General features: G+C 48.3%; 19 protein-coding genes. 16 read left to right on the top strand and 3 right to left on the bottom strand.

Annotated elements, in window-relative coordinates:
• The first annotated feature begins 56 nt into the window (after nt 1-56).
• The 9 genes from WH46_RS04110 to WH46_RS04070 all read left to right on the top strand — a co-directional run bounded on the left by WH46_RS04110 (nt 57) and on the right by WH46_RS04070 (nt 10421).
• Complete coding sequence (locus WH46_RS04110) at nt 57-1217, top strand: glycosyltransferase family 4 protein (RefSeq protein ID WP_046225823.1); 1161 nt, start codon at nt 57-59, stop codon at nt 1215-1217.
• Entirely contained in the window at nt 1214-1858 is a 645-nt protein-coding gene (locus WH46_RS04105; protein WP_017812587.1) for a DapH/DapD/GlmU-related protein, read from the top strand. The genes WH46_RS04110 and WH46_RS04105 overlap by 4 nt, the downstream gene beginning before the upstream one ends.
• Complete coding sequence (locus WH46_RS04100) at nt 1824-3083, top strand: O-antigen ligase family protein (protein ID WP_017812588.1); 1260 nt, start codon at nt 1824-1826, stop codon at nt 3081-3083. Before WH46_RS04105 ends, WH46_RS04100 begins: the two co-directional genes overlap by 35 nt.
• On the top strand, nt 3013-4263 hold the full coding sequence (locus WH46_RS04095) for a glycosyltransferase family 4 protein (protein ID WP_152425839.1): 1251 nt from the start codon (nt 3013-3015) through the stop codon (nt 4261-4263). Before WH46_RS04100 ends, WH46_RS04095 begins: the two co-directional genes overlap by 71 nt.
• 39 nt (nt 4264-4302) lie before the next feature.
• On the top strand, nt 4303-4887 hold the full coding sequence (locus WH46_RS04090) for a WcaF family extracellular polysaccharide biosynthesis acetyltransferase (RefSeq protein WP_017812590.1): 585 nt from the start codon (nt 4303-4305) through the stop codon (nt 4885-4887).
• A 69-nt stretch (nt 4888-4956) separates the two neighbouring features.
• Nucleotides 4957-6249, top strand: a complete 1293-nt coding sequence (locus tag WH46_RS04085; RefSeq protein ID WP_017812591.1) for a glycosyltransferase family 4 protein — start codon at nt 4957-4959, stop codon at nt 6247-6249.
• Between the two features lie 63 nt (nt 6250-6312).
• Complete coding sequence (locus WH46_RS04080) at nt 6313-7680, top strand: sugar phosphate nucleotidyltransferase (RefSeq protein ID WP_017812592.1); 1368 nt, start codon at nt 6313-6315, stop codon at nt 7678-7680.
• A complete protein-coding gene (locus WH46_RS04075) occupies nt 7644-8807 on the top strand; it encodes a glycosyltransferase (protein ID WP_052714111.1) in 1164 nt (387 codons plus the stop codon). The genes WH46_RS04080 and WH46_RS04075 overlap by 37 nt, the downstream gene beginning before the upstream one ends.
• A 288-nt stretch (nt 8808-9095) precedes the next feature.
• Nucleotides 9096-10421 carry a UDP-glucose dehydrogenase family protein gene (locus WH46_RS04070; RefSeq protein WP_017812595.1) on the top strand — a complete coding sequence of 442 codons (1326 nt, stop codon included), beginning with the start codon at nt 9096-9098 and terminating at the stop codon, nt 10419-10421.
• Nucleotides 10422-10650: 229 nt separating this feature from the next.
• On the opposite strand, the gene WH46_RS04065 is transcribed toward WH46_RS04070, so the two are convergent.
• Nucleotides 10651-11010, bottom strand: a complete 360-nt coding sequence (locus WH46_RS04065; protein ID WP_017812596.1) for a helix-turn-helix domain-containing protein — start codon at nt 11008-11010, stop codon at nt 10651-10653.
• Nucleotides 11011-11765: 755 nt separating this feature from the next.
• Between WH46_RS04065 and WH46_RS04060 the strand changes: the two genes are divergently transcribed.
• On the top strand, nt 11766-12338 hold the full coding sequence (locus WH46_RS04060; RefSeq protein ID WP_046225822.1) for a xanthine phosphoribosyltransferase: 573 nt from the start codon (nt 11766-11768) through the stop codon (nt 12336-12338).
• A 23-nt stretch (nt 12339-12361) separates the two neighbouring features.
• Here WH46_RS04060 and WH46_RS04055 read toward each other — a convergent pair whose 3' ends face one another.
• Together WH46_RS04055 and WH46_RS04050 are read right to left on the bottom strand one after the other, a co-directional pair.
• Nucleotides 12362-13555: an MGDG synthase family glycosyltransferase gene (locus WH46_RS04055; RefSeq protein ID WP_046225821.1), complete on the bottom strand. Its 1194-nt coding sequence runs from the start codon at nt 13553-13555 to the stop codon at nt 12362-12364.
• Nucleotides 13556-13580: 25 nt separating this feature from the next.
• Nucleotides 13581-14621 (bottom strand): serine hydrolase domain-containing protein, encoded by a 1041-nt coding sequence (locus WH46_RS04050; protein ID WP_052714110.1) that lies wholly within the window; start codon nt 14619-14621, stop codon nt 13581-13583.
• Between the two features lie 470 nt (nt 14622-15091).
• Between WH46_RS04050 and WH46_RS04045 the strand changes: the two genes are divergently transcribed.
• The 6 genes from WH46_RS04045 (at nt 15092) to WH46_RS04020 (ending at nt 19899) form a co-directional block, all read left to right on the top strand.
• Nucleotides 15092-15280: a hypothetical protein gene (locus tag WH46_RS04045; RefSeq protein WP_017812600.1), complete on the top strand. Its 189-nt coding sequence runs from the start codon at nt 15092-15094 to the stop codon at nt 15278-15280.
• A 232-nt stretch (nt 15281-15512) separates the two neighbouring features.
• Entirely contained in the window at nt 15513-16229 is a 717-nt protein-coding gene (locus WH46_RS04040; RefSeq protein WP_046225820.1) for an ABC-2 transporter permease, read from the top strand.
• Between the two features lie 47 nt (nt 16230-16276).
• The gene (locus WH46_RS04035; protein ID WP_017812602.1) at nt 16277-16669 is read left to right on the top strand and encodes a GntR family transcriptional regulator; all 393 of its coding nucleotides are present in this window, start codon (nt 16277-16279) and stop codon (nt 16667-16669) included.
• A gap of 17 nt (nt 16670-16686) precedes the next feature.
• On the top strand, nt 16687-17658 hold the full coding sequence (locus WH46_RS04030) for an ABC transporter ATP-binding protein (protein WP_231584288.1): 972 nt from the start codon (nt 16687-16689) through the stop codon (nt 17656-17658).
• Entirely contained in the window at nt 17655-18560 is a 906-nt protein-coding gene (locus WH46_RS04025) for an ABC transporter ATP-binding protein (RefSeq protein WP_046225819.1), read from the top strand. Before WH46_RS04030 ends, WH46_RS04025 begins: the two co-directional genes overlap by 4 nt.
• A complete protein-coding gene (locus WH46_RS04020) occupies nt 18553-19899 on the top strand; it encodes an ABC transporter permease (protein ID WP_046225818.1) in 1347 nt (448 codons plus the stop codon). The genes WH46_RS04025 and WH46_RS04020 overlap by 8 nt, the downstream gene beginning before the upstream one ends.
• Nucleotides 19900-20034: the final 135 nt, after the last annotated feature.

The following is a 20034-nucleotide window of genomic DNA, read 5'->3' as shown; positions in this document are numbered from 1 at the left end:
TATTCAAGTGAATTTAAGCAAAGAAATTCAAGCAAAGAAACAAGGAGGCGTAGGCATTGAAAAAAGTACTGTATGTCCATCATTCGGGGTACATGGGTGGAGCACCGAGAAGTTTGACCTACCTGATCAGCCATCTGGACAAGCAAAAGTTCCAGGGAAATGTGCTCACGATTCGAAATGGTCCTGCGGTGAAGCTGCTGGAATCCGGCGGACTGCCGGTAGAAGTGGCGAAAGGCATGTTTCCTTTCCACGGATCGACGGTATCCGGCATGACGCCGAAGCTGTTTGTCCGTAACCTGATCGGCGCACTGCCTACTTATTTTCAGGCTAAAAAATACATTCGCAAATATCAGCCGGACATCATTCATCTGAATAGCACCTGTCTGTTCCAGGTAGCGCGTGCAGCCAAAAAAGTATCTCCGGATACCAAAGTGGTCTGCCATGTGCGTGAGCCGCTGTTGAATTCATTCGCCGGTAATATTCTGAAGCGTATGAATCATAAATACGTGGATGGTTACATCTCCATCGATCAGTTTGATTCCGAGACGGTAGATAGTGCAGACCGTGAGCTGGAAGTCGTATATAACTTTGTGGATTTCAAATCCTATAACCCGGATGTGAGTGGTGCCGGCGTACGCAGAGAGCTGGGACTGGCTGATGACGATATCGTGTTCCTGTATATCGGCCGGATCGTTAGCGGCAATGGCGTACTGGATATGGTCAAAGCATTCAATAAAATCAGCAAGGATCATCCGAAGTTCAAATTGATCGTTGGCGGATTTTACTTTAACAAGAACAATGCATATGAAGACAAAGTAATGGAAGCCTGCAAAGGCAATGACCAGATCTATCCGCTGGCCTTCCGTGATGATGTACCACAGATGATCGCTGCCAGCAACGTCATGATGTGCCCGTTCGTAGAACCGCATTTCTCGCGCAGCATTATCGAAGCGGCTGCGATGAAGAAACCGGCGATCGGCACCAACATCGGCGGACCGAATGAACTGATTCTGCAAGGCAAGACCGGTTATCTGTTTGAAGCCGGTGATTACAGTGCAATGGCACAGTACATGATCAAGATCGGTACAGATCCTGCCTTGTACGAGAAGCTGGGACAGAATGCATTGTCCTTTGCCGAAGAGAACTTTGATGCACGTAAAAATGCCAAGCGCACCTTTGACTTCTACAACCGTTTCTTTGTTAGGGAGCCAGTATGATTAATTCTTTTATCAAAGTAAAACGCAAAGTAGCCAAGAAATGTTCGACCTGGATGACTCGCCGGATATTCAAGGAACAGCGGATTTCCTTTGGTCCCAATCTGATCGCAGTCGGTATGCCGATTGTGGATCAGGAGCCGGGCAGCCAGATTACGATTGGCAGCAATGCGATTCTGTGTTCATCGGATTACAGTAATCCGATCGGACTGAATCACCGGACTGTGATTCGTACACTGCGCAGCGGCGCCCGTATTACGATCGGCAACGATGTGGGAATTAGCGGAGCAAGTATCTGCGCCATGTCGAGTGTTCATATCGGCAACGAAGTCATGCTGGGTGTGAACGTGCAGATTAGCGATACGGATTTTCATCCGATCAAGCCGGAAGGACGGCGCTTCAACAAGCAGCCTGACGATATCGGCACAGCGGCAACGACCATCGAAGACAATGTATGGGTCGGCGCCAACTCGATTGTGTTAAAAGGTGTGACGATTGGCAAAAACAGCATCATCGGCGCAGGCAGTATCGTCTCAAGCTCGATCCCTCCGAACTGTATTGCAGCCGGAGTGCCTGCCAAAGTGATCAAACGTTTGGAAGTGAATGATAATGACGTTAAATCCATATACGCTGTCCAATCCTAATGACATCACGGTCAAAAGCAAGTTCCTGACGTTTTTGACCGTCATGCTCATTGTGATTACATCGGGCTCTGTATTATTCGGTAAACTGATGTACTCCGAATTCATCATGATTTTATTCGCGATTGCGCTGGTGTTCTATTTTCCGAAACGGATTGAACCCAAACAGTTCCTGATTCTGCTGCTAATCGTTATCTTTCTCCTGTTTAATATGCTGATGTATCAGAATAATCTGAATGGCTATATCGGGTTGATTCTCAAGATGGCGGCGGTATTCATGGTTCTGAACCGGATCGATCTCCGCCAGGCAGCCAAAAGTTATCAATGGCTGATCGTGGCGCTTGCCCTGCTGGGCATGCCGTTTTATCTGGCAGGTGTGCTGGATGCGGCGCTGGTGCGCCAGCTCGTTCCACCGACTCCGGTATGGGGAGGCGCTTATCGGATTACGCCTTTTCATGTATACGGATTGTGGAACATGACACGTAACCAGGGAATCTTCTGGGAGCCGGGCGCTTATCAGGTATTTCTGAATTTGGGCATTTTCCTGATGCTGTTCACCAACCGGAAAGTGCCGAAATGGAAACTGCTTATCCTGACGGCTACCCTGCTGACGACCATGTCTACCTCGGGGTATATGATCTGCGCACTGATTTACCTGGCTTATGTGATTCGCAATGGCAAGCGCGAGCAGATGGCACGAATGGTCATGTCACTGATTGTATTTATCCCGCTCGCACTGTTCATTGTCCAGAGCGGCGTTATTACCGACAAGTTCCAGGATGATAATGCTTCCTTTAACCGGCGTTCACTGGATACCACATCCAATCTGCAGCTGCTGGTGGAGAAGCCGCTTGTTGGCTGGGGATTCCAGAATAATGAAGTGCTGATGGAACGATACGGTATACCCGATTCTTCCAACTCGCTGCTGACTTTTGGATACCAGTTCGGACTGCCATTGCTGCTGATTCTGATGATTTATTATTTCTTTCAACTGCTCAGGCCGATTGGCGGCGTGTTTCAGACACTGCTCATCTTTATCGGTCTGGTGATTGTCTTCTCAACGGAGAATATGCTGTTCCAGCCCGTGTTCATCGTACTGATGTTCCTGGATACCAGCAGAATGAGACTAAACGAAAAGATAGAGAGTGGTGAAATCCGTGGAAACGAAGTCAGTCGCATACGTCGCCCCTTACGTCAACACCCAGTTACAGCAAAAGAGGGGATATAGCGCCAAGCATACGGCGGGTAACAAGAAAATCGATTGCATTTTGCTGGCCATGGAAGAGAGCGGCAATGATATTACCGTGATCTCTCCGCTGCTGCTCAAGCAAAACACGATGAAATGGTTTAGCAGGGATGCTTATCCAATCGGTAACAACAGTGAAGTAGTTTATCCCGGAACAGTGGATCTCAAAGGCGTGAGCCTGCTGATGACGTTGTTCACTACCTTTTTCCAGCTCGTACGCTGGAACCGGGAACACAAAAAGGAACCAAGAGCGGTTGTCTTTTACAACTACCGTCTGGAGACGGCGCTGCCGGCGATCCTGTTCAAACTGCTGTATCGTGTACCACTGATCGTGGAATACGAAGATGGTATCTACGCTGTTACCGAGACTAACAAACACTACAAAAAATTGTCCGTGGCAGTTGAGAAATTTGCGAACAAGCTGCTGGATGGTGCCGTACTCGTTACATCGGTACTGAAGAAAAGAGTCAGCACGGACAACTACACCGTCGTACGCGGCGGTACGGTTCATCCGTCCAGACTGAAACCGGTCCGCGAAGTCGATCTGGGAACGGACGAGCGCCCGTTCCGGATGGTCTACTCCGGACGACTGGATTATGATCGCGGTATTGAGATTCTGCTGGATGCCCTTCCTTATGTGAACACCGGCCGCAAGCTGGAGCTGGATATTACCGGCTACGGTCCGTTGGAAGACAAGCTCAAGCAGTTTATCCAGAGCCATCAGAATCCACAAATTAAGATTACCTTCCATGGATTCCTGGATGATCACGATTATGCACAGCTGATGGAGACCGCTGACCTGTTCGTTAACACGCAGCGCGAGAAAATCAGCTTCAGTGAATGTTCGTTCCCGTCCAAAGTCGTGGAATACATCAAATACGGCAAGCTGGTTCTCACCTCCGGCGTGTCTGATATCAATGTGATTAACCAGAATATGTTTGTTACTTATGATAATGATGATCCCAAAGAGCTGGCTGCCGGATTGAACGAGATTCTTGCTCATCCACAGCAGTACAGCCTGTATCCTGTCAGAGCCATGGAATGGCTGGTCAGCGACTGTGCCCACGAAGTGGTAGCCGGTAAGCTCGACAAAGTACTGCGCCGCGCTATCAGCGGCAAGCCGGAAGCATCGGTATATTCCGAGTCCGCACCGGCAGAGTAGAGCGGCAGCAGCCCTGCCGCCGGAAGGGAGGAGACGGAAATGACGCAAATCAGACTGGATCAATACACACAGGCAGAATACTCGCGTGGCAAACCCGGCTGGTACTGCCTGATCTGGTGGTTCATTCAAGGGACGCTGTTCCGTTTCTCGCTGCATAATATGTACGGCTGGAGACGATTCCTGCTTAATGCTTTTGGTGCCAGGTTGGCACCGGGCGTAAGAGTTCGTCCAACCGCCAAATTCACCTATCCATGGAAAGTCACGATCGGTGAACACTCCTGGATTGGAGACAACGTTGAATTCTACAGTCTGGATGAGATCGTAATCGGTAGCCAGTGTGTCATCTCACAGAATTCCTATCTGTGCACCGGCAGCCACAAGCTCAGCGACCCTACGTTCGGCCTGATTACCAAGCCGATCATCATCAAGGATGGCGCATGGGTGGCAAGCGACGTATTTGTCTATCCAGGCATCACTATCCATGAACTGGGAGTCGCCGGAGCACGCAGTACAGTAGTCAAAGACATTCCGAGAAACGAAGTCCACATCGGCTTCCCCGCTGCTTTTCATAAGCACCGGTTCCCGGAAGAACAACAGACTCCTGCTGTACACATCGTAAAGTAGTAACGTGCATACGCACCAAGCACTATGGAACATCGCGTTTTAAAATCCAAACGCTAGAGAGGGATAAATGTGAAGGATAAACCGAAAATCGTATTTGTCATTAACTACTTTTATCCCGATTATGCTTCAACGGGACAATTGTTGACCGAGTTGTGTCTGTATCTGCAGCATGACTTTGATATCACAGTCATTGCCGAATGTCCTCCGGGTTATGTAAGTCCTTCCGGTGCCAAAGGCCGGGTACTTCGTGACCGTCTGGAGAATATAGAGGTTGTCCGTATTCGTCTGCCAGAGGTAGACAAGCAGAACAAGCTGAGCCGGATCAAGTACATCTCGACGTACTTCTGGTTCGCAACGTATCAGCTGCTCAAAGAGAAAAACACCGACTTTATCTACACGATCTCGACACCGCCGGTACTGGGTGGACTGATCGGTACAATCGGTAAACTATTCAAACGTTCCAAGCATATTTACAACATTCAGGATTTCAATCCCGAGCAGGCCGAAGCGGTCGGTTATACGGATCGTAAATGGATTTTCAATATCGCCCGGGCGATTGATAATATCAACTGCTCCATGTCCGATCATGTGATTACGGTCGGCAAGGATATGCAGGAGACACTGGACAAGCGGTTCGGCGGTCGCAAACAGATTGCCAATACAGTGATTAACAACTGGACCAATGAGCAGGAGATTGTGCCGGTTGGCAAAGACCATCCGCGTGTCGCCCAGTTTATTCGTGAGAACGGCTGGGAAGGCAAATTCGTCGTTATGTACTCCGGTAATCTGGGATTGTACTATGACCTCGAAAACCTGATCAGCGTCGTACCGAAACTGAAAGAATGCAAAGACATGGTATTCGCCTTCATCGGCGAAGGGGCCATGAAGAAGAAAATGATGGATTATGCTGAACAACACGGATTGATTCAATCCGGTCAGGTGTGTTTTCTCCCCTTTCAACCGAAAGAGGATTTGAAATATTCACTCAATGCCGCTGACGTTCATCTGGTTGTCAATCAGAAGGGAATCAAGGGTGTATCGGTTCCCAGCAAAATCTACGGAGTCATGGCTGCCGGTAAAGCGGTACTCGGTGTACTCGAGGAAGGAAGTGAAGCGCATCGCCTGATTGTGGAAAGCTACTGTGGTCTGGTGGCAGAGCCTCAAAATTATGATGATGTCGCTGTAAAACTCCGGACATTGTATGCAATGGATCGTCTGGAACTGCAAACAGTCGGTCAAAACGGAAGAGACTATCTGGAGAAACATCTCCGCCGTGATGTATCGCTGGAGAAATACCGCCAGCTGCTGCTGTCCATGGTTGCTCCATCCTCGTCACCAAGCATGCTGCCTGAATCCAGGTAAGCCGTATCACCGATGATTCGCCAGTAAGACAACAAATACACAGAAAACATAGGAGGGATCGGAGTGAAACTTATCCTTTTATCCGGAGGTTCAGGAAAGCGTCTGTGGCCTCTATCCAATGATGCGAGATCCAAACAGTTTTTGAGAGTGCTGGAAAATGAGCAGGGTGAGCTGGTATCGATGGTTCAGCGTGTATGGAATCAGCTGGACATCAGCGGACTGAGCGATTCCAGCTATATTGCCACCGGCAAGTCTCAGGTGGAGATTATGCGCAGTCAAGTCGGAGCCGATGTACCACTGATCATTGAACCGGAAAGAAGGGATACGTTTCCTGCCATTGCACTGGCAGCAACCTATCTGTATTCCATTCAGGGTGTAAGCCTGGATGAAGTCGTTACGATTCTCCCGGTCGATCCTTATGTCGATAATCATTTCTTTGAAACGGTACGCAGCCTTGAAGACGCGATTGAAGAGTCCAATGCGGATCTGGCGCTGATTGGCGTAGAGCCAACGTATCCGTCTTCCAAATATGGATATATCATCCCGTCCGGCGAAACAAGCGTGACCGGCCTTCGTTCGGTCAGCCGCTTTCAGGAAAAGCCGACGGAAGAATATGCAGAACAGCTGATTGCCGAGAAAGCTCTTTGGAACTGCGGCGTATTCGCCTTCAAGCTCGGGTACATTATTAACCTGCTGGAGCAAAAAGGCATGCCGATCCAATATGAGCAATTCCTGCGCAGCTATGAAGCTCTGCCGAAGATCAGCTTTGACTATGAAGTCGTGGAAAAAGCAGAAAATATCGTAGCGGTTCCTTATACCGGCTACTGGAAAGATCTTGGTACATGGAACACATTGACCGAGGAAATGAGCAGCGTACAGATCGGACGCGGGATTATCAGCGTTGACTGTGAAAATACGCATCTGGTCAATGAGACGAATATTCCGGTTACTGTACTCGGCATGAAAGATGTCGTAGTAGCAGTTAGCCCGGATGGTATCCTCGTCTCTGATAAAGCCAGCAGCCCCAAGCTGAAAGAACTGGTTAATTTTGATCAGGGCCCAATGTTCGAAGAACGCCAATGGGGATGGGTTCATGTGCTGGACGATCAGCAGTATGAAGATGGACGCTGCGTATCGACCAAGCGTATTGGACTCAAAGAAGCCCATAACCTCAGCTATCGCAGCCATACCGAACGCGAAGAAGTATGGACGATCGTCAAAGGTGAGGGCGAATTTGTTCTTAACGGCAATGTGATGCAGGTAAGTGCAGGTAATGTACTGCATATTCCAGTCAAAGCCATGCACAGTATGCGCGCTTCAAGCGCAATGGAATTTATCGTCGTTCAGACAGGAATGTATGAACGCAACAATCAACTGGTGGAGCTGTTCCATTCATGGGAAGATATCGCTCAAAACTGCCTGAAGATCTGACGACTATCTGTTACTACGTCTCTGATTATGGATATGGACATGCAACGCGCAGTATTGCCGTCATTCGGCAAATGCTGGAAAGCTGTACTGGGACGCCGATGCGACTGATTATCAACTCAGGCCGGGCACTGTCTTTTCTGCAGGAATCCCTGCAGACTAGCGGACCGCATGAGCTGGAGTTCCGGCGTACATTCTCGGATACAGGATATGTACTGCAGACGGATTCGATTGCAGCTGATATTCCTCGTCTACGCGAACAATATAATAGCGACATGTCGTTGTTTGAAGAAAAATTAGTTATGGAAGTACGATTTTTGCAGGAAAGCGGTGCACAGCTGGTAATCAGTGACATTTCGCCGATTCCAATTGCTGCTGCATGGAGAGTAGGCGTAGAATCGCTTGGCATTTCCAACTTCACCTGGTATACGGCCTACCGCGATATGCTGGAGCTGCATGAACTGAACGGACTACGTGAAGCTTATGCACGGATGGATCATTTTATTGGCCTCGCAGGCTGCGCCGAACCGGCGTGGGGCTGTAAAGGCAGGATTAATACCGGATTTTTCTGCCGGCGTCCTGATCAGCTCGAAGTCCAGCGTATCCGTGAGGAACTGAATCCGGATGGACAAAGCAAATTGATCTTTTTCGCACTGGGCATGAGTATTCAGGTAGACGAATTGTCTGCGCTGAAGCTATGGGACAGTGAGAACTGCCGGTTTATCGTATCGGCAAATATGGATATCGAGCGACCGAATATTTCACATATTCCTGCCGACTATAGCGAGTCACAGAATTATGTGGCTGCTGCCGACCTCGTGATTACCAAGCCAGGCTGGGGCACGATATGTGAAGCGGTAGAGCTGAACAAGCCGCTGGTTCTGCTGAACCGAAGCAGTTTCTATGAAGACCGTCATACGATTGCGGCTATTCCGCTGGAACATCCGGTAACGTTAATGTCTTGGGAAGAAATACAGCAGCTCGATCTGATGTCGGAACAGGGCCTGGAAGTATGGAACGATGAACCGTCTGATGCTTTTCCATACACCAGGGAAGATAAAACTTCCGGTGCGTCACTGACTGATATTACGGATTATATTCATAATCTTTTACAGCATGTAAAAGTATAGTGGATCAGACGTATTGCTGATGGGTCAGTGCATGACCATCCAGAGGATAGCGGCCCACAGCAGCAGAGACAGGGCAGTGCCCCACAGACAACCTTTGGCAAATGTCGGATTTCCCTGATTTCTCATAATGATCAGCCTCCAAATATAGATATGAGATTGGATACACCAATTCTTATACAGACTATATCGGTTGATTAACATTATACGTGAATAGAGGTTGCCCAATCGCTTGGTGAAAATAGCATGGATTTCAGTACTCAACTACAAACAGAAATGGGAGTGTGAATAATGAAAATTACAGTTATTGGTACAGGTTATGTTGGTCTAGTGTCTGGTGTATGCTTTGCAGAAGTCGGAAATACCGTAACATGTGTAGATAAAATCCCGGCTAAAATCGAAACATTGAAAAATGGCGGCGTTCCAATCTATGAGCCAGGCCTTCAGGAAATTATGCTGCGTAATGTAGAGGAAGGTCGTCTTTCTTTCACAACAGATCTGAGTGCTTCTGTACCGGAATCTGATCTGGTTATCATTGCTGTAGGTACACCACCACTGCCATCCGGTGAAGCGAATCTTGAATATATCGAGGCCGCTGCACGCGAGATTGCGCTTTCAATTAACGGTTACACCGTAGTAGCTGTGAAAAGTACCGTACCTGTCGGCACGAACGAACGTGTTAACAGCATCATTGCCAGCCTGACAGATCAACCATTTGCAACAGCTTCCATGCCGGAATTCCTGCGTGAAGGATCTGCTGTCAAAGATGCATTCAACCCGGATCGTCTCGTTATCGGTGTAGAGACACAACAAGCAGCCGATATGCTGATTGCTCTGCACAGACCACTGACCGAAAACCTGGTTATTACGGATATCCGTAGTGCCGAGATGATCAAATACGCTTCCAACGCGTTCCTTGCTACCAAAATCTCCTTTATCAATGAGATTGCCAATATCTGCGACAAAGTAGGCGCTGATGTGGATCAGGTAGCCAAAGGTATGGGTATGGACCGTCGTATCGGCGCTTCCTTCCTGAATGCAGGTATCGGTTATGGCGGTTCTTGCTTCCCGAAAGATACACATGCACTGATCCAGATTGCCGGTAACGTGGAATATGATTTCAAACTGCTCAAATCTGTAGTTGAAGTGAACCAGTCCCAGCGCTGGGCCGTGATCGACAAGCTGCTGGATTCACTCGGTACCCTCAGTGGCAAGAAGATTGCAGTATGGGGTCTGGCATTCAAACCGGATACCGATGATGTTCGTGATGCACCATCCCTGGAGATCGTGCCAAAACTGGTTGAATTCGGTGCGTTGCCACAGGTATTCGATCCAGTAGCAGCAGATAACTTCCGTCGTGAGTACGATCACCCATCCGTGACTTATGCAGAAAATGCCATCGAAGCTGCGCGCGGCTGCGATGCAATCTGCCTGCTTACCGAATGGGGCGAGTTTGTAAATGTCGATCTGGTAGAAGTTCAGGCGGTTATGAACAATCCTGTACTGATCGACGGACGCAATGTATACAGTGCCGAACGGATCAAAGCAACTGGCCTGGATTACCATTCCATGGGTCGTCCAGCACTCTTGCGTGATAGTTTTATAGTAGCCAATTAACCTAAATTTGAACCAATTTTTGTCAAAAAACCACCGGGTCGCTATTATTGCGATCCGGTGGTTTTTTGGATTTCATTGGTATTCGACAAAAGCTATATAAGAAGACACGAATAAGCCGGCCTGCTTATGACCGATCAGACCGGCTTATATTGCTGCATATAGTATAAAGAAACAGGTAGGTAGGAATCTATATTCTAATCATGATGTTGGGCAGGAATGAAGTGAAATATTAATGATGTTCTTCTTCAGAGTGCGCACGATCCCGTACGACACGCTCCAGCAGCTGACGGATCAACTGAAGATCATCAGCCTCGAGGGGAACGCCATCCCAGTGCAAATGGGCATGGTTGAGAAATTCACGAGCGTTCGTATTTGAGGAAATGGGATCATACTGCTCTGTCAAGCCAAGCAGATAATCGGAAGTTGTATTCAGCTTACGGGCAATAGCCTGAATCGTTTCGAGTGTGGGTTGACGATAGCCGGACTCGTAGCCTGCGTAAGTACTTTTGGCTACTCCAATATAATCTGCGACTTCTTTCATCGACATATTTCGTCGTTTGCGAAGTTGTTTGAGGCGTTGGGCGAACAATACAAAGACCTCCTAGTGAAGCTATGATGTATGCGACCTGAATAATAACAGAAGTAGGAGAAAAGCCGCAGACAATACATAAAGTATAGCACGGTGTGATATGATTGCCTACTTTGGATAACTTCCGTAACAGTGCTGCACAACCAATATACTTCCATTTTCAATAGTATACGCCTATTCACTACTATATAGGCAATTTTTACAAAAAATATAAATAATAGATTTAAAAGTATTATAATACGCTGGCAAGGAAAACGGAGAAGTCTACAGTATGTAATACTTTTGCTAACTATTATTCAATTTGCGAACAATCTATAACAAGATACTGGAATAATAGAACATCCAGATGAATGCAGTCCTTATTATATATCGGATTTGATTCTAAATTTATAAGTTTTCACGTGATTTATCGGCACACTCCCAAAGAATCTACCAAACAGAGGAGCGTTCACTAGTATTCACGCCTATACGTTTTGACAGCGAACAGGTAATTTGATGCGTTTTGTCATTGTTAGATGAATGAATCCGGATTAATTATAATTCTTGCAAATACGACTAAATGCATCAAAACTCGATAGTATTAACGATTTGTGCCATAGGGTACCAATCTATTCAATTGTTAAAGTAGGAAAGAAATGCTGAAGAGAGATGGCAGAAGAGTAGACAGAGATACGCAGCTCCTGCAGTTCGCTGTAGATGTTGGACTATGAATGTGGTATATACAATGTAATTAAAAAGAGATGGAGATGAGTCCTATGGAATTGTTACGCAATAAGGTAATTAATGAAGGAATTGCGCTCGAAGGCAATGTACTCAAAGTCGATTCCTTTCTGAATCACCAGATGGACCCTGTACTGATGAAAGAGATTGGCAGAGAATTTACCAACCGTTTTTCCGATGAACAAATTACACGTGTACTTACAATTGAATCATCGGGCATAGCACCGGGCATTATGACCGCGCTGGAACTGAATGTGCCGCTGATTTTTGCACGCAAACAAAAGTCACTGACATTGACCGAAGATATCTATGTAGAAACGGCCTACTCTTATACCAAGCAGCAGAGCAATGATATTACGGTCTCCAAAAAATTTATGCATCCCGGAGACCGGGTACTGATTATCGATGATTTTCTGGCCAATGGAGAGGCAGCTTTTGCACTGGCACGGATTGTACAGCAGGCCGGTGCCCAGGTGGCCGGCATTGGTATCGTCATCGAAAAGTCCTTCCAACCTGGAGCCAAGCTGCTGACGGATGAAGGTTATCGACTCGAATCTTTGGTTCGTATTGCCGGTCTTGCAGATGGACAGGTACAGTTTGCCGACTGAATCTACAGCTGCTGCCTGCAGGATCAGACATAACGGCTGTTCCGAAAAGCCAATCTGGGCCGTATAGCAGCTGTTTCATCATTAAGGTGGGTAAGATAGCGGCTCACCAGATCTTCGGCGATCTGTAACGAGGCAGGAGGCGTACGCAGCGCGTCTATATGCTGCTGCATCTGTTCCAGAAGCTCTGGCTGATCCAGCACGCTATGGAGTACCCCGTGCAGCTCCTGCGGAGAATAGCATATTCGTGCAGCCTGCTTGGCTTCCAGATATCGTGCATTTTCCAGTTCCTGTCCGGGAACGGGATGAAGCAGCAATGCCGGCAGTCGGCAGCTAATGCATTCTGCCATCGTCAGGCCGCCGGGCTTGGTGATAACACAATCACTCATCGTCATCCATTCCTTCATCCTGTCGGTAAATCCTTCGATTCGTATATGGGCATGGTGCTGATAACGTTGGCCCAATTCCTCGCATAGCGTTTTGTTTTTGCCGCAAATAACAATCAGCTGTGTATCATCACGCTGCTGAATCATTTCACATATTTCCTGTACATGTTGCAGTACCCCATAGGCACCTGCCAGCAGCAGAACCGTTTTGCGCTTCGGATCAAGTCCAGCCTGCAGCAGGAGCTGTCTTCGATAGACTGGAGCCGGCTCCTGCTGTTCAAAGCTGTGATGAAGCGGAATCCCCGCCACACTGATTCGCTCTGCTGCAATCCCTCGGCGTACAGCTTCTATTTTCATTTCTCCGGAAGGGACATAATAATGATCGATATGGGGATGCAGCCAGCGTCCGTGCAGATCATAATCGGTCAGTATGGTCACCAGTGGCGTCGTTAGTTCCCGGCGGGCTTTTAGATGAGGGAGTGCCAGCTGTGGAAAGGTATGTATAACCAGATGCGGTTGTTCGTACTCCATTACTTCACGCATGCGCCGTGTACCAAATGAATGCAGCCAGTTGGAAAGCACAGTCCCTGTTTTCATTTTCCGCGTTTTGTAGTAGACCCAGCCATATAGACGGGGAATAGTCTTGAAGCTCTGCATATAGATCCATCGGGTCATCTCATTGATCCAGGGGTGGGACTCTGCCATCAGATCCAGCAGAACGACCCGCTGGATGCCCTGCTCGTACAGACTGCTCTGAAGAGAGCGGGCAGCCTGCAGATGTCCATCACCATAACTCGCATATACAATCAGAACACAGGGGAAATCACGCTGCATAGGGATAGTCCTTTCCGGCTCGGATTCATGTACTATCAGCTTGCTGTGCCTCCTGAAGGGCAGGGAACAGCATCTCCGGCAGCAGATGCCGGGGATTTTTGTACTTGCGGACTTTGCTGTCCGATGTAAATACGACTACCGTATCCAGCTGCGGCAAAATAATAATCTCCTGCCCGCCATGACCATGAGCGCAGGCATAGTCGAGCCCGTCCTGCTTGCCTGTCCACCAACCGTATCCGTAATAACCATAACCCGCATAACCTTCAGACTGGGGAGTAAAGGACTCTTCCAGCCAATCGGCAGGAATGACCTGCTGCTCCTGCCATTTCCCCTGCTGCAGACAGCAGATACCAAAGCGCAGCATATCCCGTGGTGTCAGGCAGAGACCCACATGACCCATCGAATCTCCCTCCGGAGAGGGTGACCATGCAGCCTGCTCAATACCCAGTGGTCCGAATAAATGCTCTCTCGCATACGTAAAAGCATCCTGTCCGGTCCAGCGGCTGATAAGTACCGAGAGCAGATGGGAGTCAATACTGCGATACTGGAAATGATCCCTTGTCTCCGGCATAATCGGGCGCTTCAGCGCAGCACGTGCCCAGTGACGTGTACGGTGAAATTGGTGAATATCCGGCTCACCCAGCTTTTTGCCGGTTTGCCAGTCAAATCCTGCTGTCATGGTAAGCAGATGCCGAATGGTCGTAGAGCGCAGTTCGGCAGACGGATGTGCCGGAAACTGATCGGCCAGATAACGCTCGATCTTCTCATCAATATCCTGGAACAGCCCTTGTTGTTTGGCAATACCGACCAGCACCGAGGTGAAGCTCTTGGTCGCTGAGCGCAGATCCGCCAGATTACTGGCTGTATTGCCATTATAATAGCTCTCGTATACCAGTTGTCCACTTTGGGCGACGAGGAAGCTGTTGATACGTGGATATTCCTGCTCCAGCCGCTGATCCGTTTTGCGAAGCTGTTGTTCATCAATCTTAGGATTCACAGCCATGGCGGCAGGCAGAGCAGGACGAAGCAGATTGGATGAGATTAGAATGGGTATTTTCTCGTTCATCGGGATTCTCCTTCAGATAGGTTACTGTCTTTTACCCGAATTTGCATAGAATGTCATGATTACTGCCAAATCTCTGCTTTTTGAGGCAGTCCTACCTAAAATTAAAACCAATTTCGCTAAATAACTTATGCCAGAAAGATGATATGCCGCCACAATATGTGGTATGATAAAGCTAGATGGTGCTTAGATAAGTACTGATTGTAGACAGCCATGCCTGAACAGTCAGTGCGCCAGAGAGGCACAGTCATTACAGAGATTCCAGAATTATGCAGGCAAGATCGGCCTTGTTAAGCAAGATAGGAGCGGGCAGCCGGAATGATTCAGCACGACTTTGCAGGGGTATTGTTAAGGATAAATGCCTACCGAAAGTGCTAAAAGATCACAGACGAGACACAACTTCATATCACACTACACATCACGGATCTTTTCGGCGTTCTCAAAAACAAGGCACGTTTTGGGGAGGGAATTCCATGGCAACTAAAGGTCATAACGAAGTCAAGGAAAGTCTACGGGAGATGACAAGAATTTTCCGGCCTAAGGATCCAAAGAAATTCGTGAAGGAATATGTGCGAAAATACCACATAACTGGAGGATACGAAGAAGAACTCACGCTTCTTGTTGAGGATGAACTGATTCGACTGAATTCATCCGTCTCTTAATGAACCCGTGTATCAGCACATTGAAAGGAGCGGCTACCGCTCATATTACACGCACCACCTGAAATTGATTGTAACCATACTGAAATTGTAAAATACATGTCCTCTGGCAGCTCCTGCCAGGGGACTTTTTTTATTTATTTTCCAAAAAGGGGTTGTGTACTGTGTATAGTGTGTATATACTGTGCTTAAGGATATACACACTATACACAATGATCACAGAGAGGGTGTAATCATGTTTGATTTCAAAAATGGCTGGGTGCTAACCCGCAAGGAAATTTCACAGAACCGGATTATGTTTGTATGGGCTGCTGCATTCATGCTATATATGAGCCTGCTTGTAGGAGGTCTGTATTTTATAAGTATTGGCGAAGTGCTGGATTCCGGAATGATCGACTTTATTATGCTGATCTCGGCACTGATGCTGGGCACCGATTATTCCCGCAGGGCTTTCCGTATGATGCGTGAGGATATGTACACCGAGCTGCTTGCATACTATCGCACTCTTCCTATTCCGTTTGCTGCAGTTCTGGGCAGCAGGCTGCAGCAGATGATCATTATGTTTATCTATAACTGGGTTATCTTTTTCACTATTGTATATGGGTTTGGAGCACGGCATATCCCGAATATGACACTGAGTGGTTATCTTGCTTTTGCCCTCTCCTGGGGAGGAATCGGACTGTTGCTGCTGAGCGTCTATATTTATTGGGAATTTACTACGAATTACAAGCAATATCGTACCTATAACCTGATTGTGCTGGTCGTGCTAATTATTGTTGGCGCTGTAGGAACATTCACCCACAACAACATATCGGGTCAGCTGCTGCGAATCTCCGTTGAGGACAGACTGGGTTCGCCGATAGTCTGGATTCTGCTGGCAGCGGGAATTGCAGCCATGTTTATTGCATTCTGGTGGACAGATCGGAAGGCCAAAAAGCGTGATCTGATGTGAATACAGCACAGGGAGGTCGAGAAGTATACGATACGGAGGAAACAACCATGAGAATACCGGTACAAATTAATGAGAACAGCGCAGAGCCGCTGTATCGACAGGTGGAGAATCAGCTGCGTGCACTGATTATCAGCGGCCAGTTGGAAGAAGGCACCCTGCTTCCCTCGATTCGGGAGTTTGCCTCTGATCTTAGATGCAGTGTCATTACCGTACGAAGGGTCTATCAGGATCTGGAGAACGAAGGACTGCTGCGTACAAGGCAGGGAACCGGAACCTTTGTCACTGGTGTGGAACAGGAAGTGCGAACGCGAATGGGCGAAGAGAATGTGAGGCAACTCATGAATGAGATGATCAGTCGCAGCTACAATATGGGCTGGAATCGTCAGCAGCTGGAACAGCTTTTTCAGGAGATACTGGATACTAGGGAATCAGATTCGTAGACAGGAGATGATGAATAATGAACAAGACGACAGCTCATCATATATCGGACAACTATTATATGGAAGATACGGATTCGGTCATCGTATTGAAAGATGTATGCAAGCAGCGCCGACAGCATAAGGTGGGACCGCTGAACTGGTCTCTGCCACACGGCTGCATTACCGCACTTGTCGGCGAGAATGGAACAGGTAAAAGCACGCTACTGCATATGCTGCTTCGCACTCTGTATCCAGATAGCGGAGAGATTAGCTGGTTTGGACAGAGCGTTCAGGGAGAGATGCCACTGGAGCTGAGACAGCAAATAGCCTATGTCTCGGAAAAACCTTCCCGCGAAGAAGACCGTATGACTGCCCGCACAGCAGGTGGATTTCGTGCTTACTGGTATCCTGATTGGGATGAGCAGCAATTTGATCAGCTGCTGCAGGCATTTGACGTACCGGCCGATGTGCAGCTATCCAAAATCTCCAAAGGGCAGCGGCAGAAGTTCGAACTGGCAGCAGCGATTGCAGCCAAGCCGAGATTGCTGCTGCTGGATGAACCTTCTTCCGGACTGGACCCTTTTGCCTGGAAAGACATGATTATTATGCTGAACCAGGCCATGGAACAGAGAGATCTGACGATTCTAATTACGACGCATCGAATGGAAGAAGTTAAGCGGCTGGCCGACTATGTCGTGCTGATGCATCAGGGACAGATCTGCGGTATGCAGGAAAAAGATGAATTGTACCAGCAGTGGAAGGAAGTATGGATCAATCCTGTACAGGATATACAGACGCTGAACTGGCTGAGGGAGTGCCCAGGTATTATCGAATGGGATGATAAGCCGGATGGTTCGGTTCGCATCCTGACAGCAGATGCGCAGATTCTCCAGCAGACTGCGGAGGAGAGCGGCATTACCACTCAGGTACACGGACTGGAATGGGAAGAACTTCTGTCCTGCTGGGTTAAGGATCATCATCTGAAAACAGACAGGGAGGCACGTTTATGAATCCGTTAATGCTGGACCAAATTGTCAAACAATATGCCGGTCATACCGCTGTAGACCATTTGTCACTGCAAGTGGAAGAAGGCGAGATCTACGGACTATTGGGAGCCAATGGGGCAGGCAAAACAACAACGATGCGCATGGTGCTGGGACTGATTCATCCGGATGAAGGCAGTATTCGCTATCACGGACAGCCCTACCGGACCGAGCTGCAGGCGATGATGGGATATTTGCCCGAAGAACGGGGACTGTATCCGAAGGTCAAAATAAGTGATCAGATGCTGTATCTGGCTCAGCTACGCGGTATGAAAGCTACCGATGCGCGCCAGAGTCTGGATTACTGGCTGCAACGCTTTGATGCGATGGAATACCGGGAGAAGCGGATCGAAGAACTATCCAAGGGCAATCAGCAAAAAATGGGCTTTGTCGCTGCTGTTATTCACCGGCCGAAGATTCTGATTCTGGATGAGGCATTCAGCGGGCTGGACCCGGTCAATGTAGAGATGCTCAAACAGGTCGTGCTGGAGCTGCGCAAGGAAGGGACGGCGATCTTGTTCTCCACCCACCGGATGGAGCATGTCGAGGAGTTGTGCCGTCATATTACTGTCCTGCGCCGCTCCAAGCCGGTGCTGCAGGGAGATCTGAATGAGATCAAGAACAGCTATCCCCGGGAAAAGGTTGTGCTGCGGACTGCCAGCGAAATTCAGGGTCTGGACACGATCGAAGGAGTCACCGAAGTGGTGCGTCAGGACAATGGACGTTACATGATCCGGATCGAACAGGAGCAGGCAGCCCAGCAGATTCTGCAGCTGGCCATGTCGCAAGGAGCTGTCGACCAATTTGAGGTCAAAGAACCGACGCTGAATGAAATCTTCATTAAGGTGGTGGGATCCTCTCATGAATAAATTAGGTGCAGTTATTGGATTTACCTATCGAAACAAAACCAAGACCAAGTCTTTTCGCTGGACGACGCTTGTGCTGCTGATGCTGTTGGTCGTAGGCCTGAATATTCCTTATTTTATCCAGTTATTCTCCGGACAGTCGGACAAAGATCTGGTTCGTATTGGTATCGCAAGCGGATCGTATCAGCAGATCGCCGAGCAGATCAAGGAAGCCGCGGACAAAACAGCTGCAACGAAACCGGCAGCTGCCAACAATACCGGTAATGCAGGGGCCGCAGAAGTGAACGCACTCAGAGGAACAGGGGTAACCCGGATCGAATGGGAGGCGGAACCGACAGATGCCGCGAAGCTGCGCCAGCAGATCGAAGCCGGCAAGCTGGATGGGTATCTGCAGCTGCAAAAGCCGGCGGCTGGAGAGACATTCCCTTCCATCACCTATGTCAGCGAGAAAAATAACGCGGGTGTTCAGGCTATGCTGCAGGCCGCAGCGCAGACAGCCAAGGTTCGTTCGGTCACCAGCGGACAATTGACAGAAGCCCAGCTGAATGAAATCGGCACGCCGGTCAGTCTGACACGTGTTGCGCTGGATGATATGAAAGGCACAGATAGCAAGTCGGGCGCGCTGACCATGGAAAATTATATACTGGTCTATCTGCTGCTGATTCTGTTCTTTATTTCCCTGACGATGACCGGGAATATGATCGCGTCGGAGATTACAGCGGAGAAAAGTTCAAGAGTGATGGAGATTCTGATTACCAGTGTGTCGCCGCTAACACAGATGTTCGGCAAGATCATCGGCATTTTCCTGGTAGGACTGACACAGATGGGACTGTATGCCATTGTCTTTATCGTCCATCTTATGCTGCCTTACTATCAGCAGGTGCTGGCGCAATTTGATATTCACATCAGCAATCTGTCATGGGAAGTAGCTGTACTAGGTCTTGTCTATTATGTATTGGGCTATTTCCTGTACTCTACACTGTATGCGGCTGTGGGATCGATTGTCAGCCGTACAGAAGATCTGGGACAGGCAGTTTCCCTTTTGACCGTATTGACGCTGGCAGCTTTTTATATCGGCATCTTCAGTATGACCAATCCGGATTCGATGCTGATGAAGATTTCCTCCTATATCCCATTCTTCTCACCAACAACAGCGATTGTGCGGATCGGGCTTGGCAATATGCCATGGTGGGAGCTAACCATTTCGCTCATTATTCTGGTGATTGCCATCTTCATATTTGGATGGTTGTCCGCCAAGATTTATCGTACCGGTGTACTGATGTATGGCAAGCGTCCAAGCTGGAAAGAAATCCGCAAAGCGATGAAAGCCTACAAGATATAAAAAGAAGCAATCATCGTATGACCAGCCACTAGGTATCTATATTTCATCTTGTTGTCACGCCGTACTATTCCGCAGGTGAACAGGCCGTTTTATCTAACCAGACTCCACGATAAGCTTCAGCCATTCATCCTGTCA

It is taken from the genome of Paenibacillus dauci (assembly GCF_000971985.1).
Taxonomy (GTDB): domain Bacteria; phylum Bacillota; class Bacilli; order Paenibacillales; family Paenibacillaceae; genus Saccharibacillus; species Saccharibacillus dauci.
Note: the sequence above shows the minus strand (reverse complement) of the source record. Positions and strands in the feature narration are given on the sequence as shown.

Coding starts and splice junctions, on each gene's coding strand:
- WH46_RS04105 (WP_017812587.1), top strand. CDS start 1,214: ATGATTAATTCTTTTATCAAAGTAAAACGCAAAGTAGCCAAGAAATGT.
- WH46_RS04100 (WP_017812588.1), top strand. CDS start 1,824: ATGACGTTAAATCCATATACGCTGTCCAATCCTAATGACATCACGGTC.
- WH46_RS04090 (WP_017812590.1), top strand. CDS start 4,303: ATGACGCAAATCAGACTGGATCAATACACACAGGCAGAATACTCGCGT.
- WH46_RS04075 (WP_052714111.1), top strand. CDS start 7,644: ATGGGAAGATATCGCTCAAAACTGCCTGAAGATCTGACGACTATCTGT.
- WH46_RS04070 (WP_017812595.1), top strand. CDS start 9,096: ATGAAAATTACAGTTATTGGTACAGGTTATGTTGGTCTAGTGTCTGGT.
- WH46_RS04060 (WP_046225822.1), top strand. CDS start 11,766: ATGGAATTGTTACGCAATAAGGTAATTAATGAAGGAATTGCGCTCGAA.
- WH46_RS04055 (WP_046225821.1), bottom strand. CDS start 13,555: ATGCAGCGTGATTTCCCCTGTGTTCTGATTGTATATGCGAGTTATGGT.
- WH46_RS04050 (WP_052714110.1), bottom strand. CDS start 14,621: ATGAACGAGAAAATACCCATTCTAATCTCATCCAATCTGCTTCGTCCT.
- WH46_RS04045 (WP_017812600.1), top strand. CDS start 15,092: ATGGCAACTAAAGGTCATAACGAAGTCAAGGAAAGTCTACGGGAGATG.
- WH46_RS04040 (WP_046225820.1), top strand. CDS start 15,513: ATGTTTGATTTCAAAAATGGCTGGGTGCTAACCCGCAAGGAAATTTCA.
- WH46_RS04035 (WP_017812602.1), top strand. CDS start 16,277: ATGAGAATACCGGTACAAATTAATGAGAACAGCGCAGAGCCGCTGTAT.
- WH46_RS04030 (WP_231584288.1), top strand. CDS start 16,687: ATGAACAAGACGACAGCTCATCATATATCGGACAACTATTATATGGAA.
- WH46_RS04025 (WP_046225819.1), top strand. CDS start 17,655: ATGAATCCGTTAATGCTGGACCAAATTGTCAAACAATATGCCGGTCAT.
- WH46_RS04020 (WP_046225818.1), top strand. CDS start 18,553: ATGAATAAATTAGGTGCAGTTATTGGATTTACCTATCGAAACAAAACC.